General features: G+C 70.2%; 1 protein-coding gene. It reads right to left on the bottom strand.

Annotated elements, in window-relative coordinates; translation table 11 throughout:
• On the bottom strand, positions 1-1,848 hold a 1,848-nt coding region (locus TR49_RS39495; RefSeq protein ID WP_500808193.1), incomplete at both ends, for an RHS repeat domain-containing protein.

Here is a 1,848-nt window from a genome sequence, read left to right on the forward strand (position 1 = left end):
GTCGGTGGTTTTGTTGAGGAAGGTGTGGTCGTCGGGCCAGGTGGTCGCGGCGGTGCCGCGGGGGTCGCCGTAGGGCTTGGTGTAGCGGCGGGAGACGATCTTGCCGGTGGTGGCGTCGAGGGTGGTGCTGCCGGTGCCCTGGTTGTTGGCGATCTCGTAGGTGAGGGCGCCGCTGCTGGCCGCGATGATGGACGGGGCGCCCGGGTAGTCGTAGTAGCGGTTGCCGGTCACCGCGCCGGTTTTGGTGTTCAGGTAGAGCTCGGTGCCGCCGAGGTAGAGGGTGGTGGTGCCGGTGTCGCGGCGGATGAGCTGGTTGCCGTCGGCGTCGTAGAGGTAGCCGGCGGTGGTGGCGGGGGTGGTGCTGGTGTCGGTGACGGTGGCGAGGCGGCCCTCGGGGTCCCAGGTGAGGGTCTGCTTGGGGCCGGCGGCCAGGGTGCGGGTGGTGGTGTTCCCGGCCGCGTCGTAGCCGTAGCTGTCGGTGCCGGTGGTGCCGCCGGTGGCGGTGACGCTGGCCAGCAGGTTCGGGCCGGTGCTTCCCGCGGCCGGGTAGGTGGAGGTGCGGGTGGTGTCCTTGGCGGTGTTTCCGGTGGGGTCGTGGTCGGTGACCGAGGAGCGGTCACCGGTCAGGGACCCGTTCGCGTCGAAGCCGTAGGTCTGCCAGTACGGGGCCGGGCCGCCCAGGGAGGTGGCGTTGGTGGGTGGGTTGTTGCTGGTGGAGTCCGCGCAGGAGCCCAGCGCGCCGGTGGCGGTGGTGGGGCTGTTGAGGTTCGTCGTCGCGGACGGGGTCTGGTCGCCCTTGTCGGCCCAGGCGTTGGTGAGGCGGCTGGCGTAGTCGTAGGTGTAGCACTGCAGGTCGCGGGCCTGCGGGCCGGGCTGGTAGGAGCCGGACACGGTCCAGTTCTGCAGGTCGGCGGTGGAGGTGAGACGCCCGGCGGCGTCGTAGGTGTAGGAGACGTCGTCGACGCTGTAGGTGTTGAGCTGGCCGGTGTTGACGGTGCTCTGGCCGGCGGTGGTGTCGGTGAAGGTGTTGGTCACCCGGCCGGTCGCCGGGTCGTAGAGGTTCTGCTGGACCAGCTGGTAGGGGTAGTCGCCCAGGGTGCGGGACAGGATCCGGCCGACCTGGTCGTAGGAGCTGGCCACGACGTAGTCGGCGTTGCCGCCCGCGGCCAGGAGCAGGCCGTTGACGTTGTAGGAGTTGTAGACGGTCTCGGCGGGCAGTCCGCCGGCGGCGGGCAGGTCGGTGTGGTCGAGCAGGCCGGTGACCGGGGTGTAGCTGTTGTTGGTCTGGTAGGTGCCGGCCAGGGCGCCGTTGCCGTCGGCGGCCGGGATGGTCACCTGGTCGCCCAGGGAGCGTCCCGCCGGGTCGTAGCCGGTGACGCCGGTGGTGTAGGCGTTGGCGCCGGCGTCGGTGTAGCGGGTCGATCCGGCCGGCAGACCACGGTTCGGCTTGCCGTCCGGGGACGGCGCGGTGTCGAACGCCCAGGACGCCAGCCGCGCCGACGACGCGGGCAGCGTGCTGTTGTCACCGGTCCAGGCCGTGCTGTATTCGGCGGTTTTACGGCCGAGGTTGTCGTAGTAGTACGAGAGGTACTGGCCGCGGGCGTCCTGGGTCTGCACCAGCAGGCCCGCGTTGTCCTCCACCGTGTAGCTCGTCCCGGCATCGGGGTCGTTCTTGGTGATGTGGTGGCCGAGCAGGTCGGTGGTCGTGGTGGTCCAGGTGTTCTTGCCGGTGGCATCGGTGGTCGTCGAACTGGTGCCACCCGGAATGTAGCTGAAGCCGTAGCTGGTGACGTTCGCGTCGGCGGTGTTGCCGGTCGGGGTGGGCGGGCTGTTGTGGTAGGTCCACAG

The sequence above is a fragment of the Streptacidiphilus melanogenes genome (assembly GCF_000787835.1).
GTDB classification, from domain to species: Bacteria; Actinomycetota; Actinomycetes; order Streptomycetales; family Streptomycetaceae; genus Streptacidiphilus; species Streptacidiphilus melanogenes.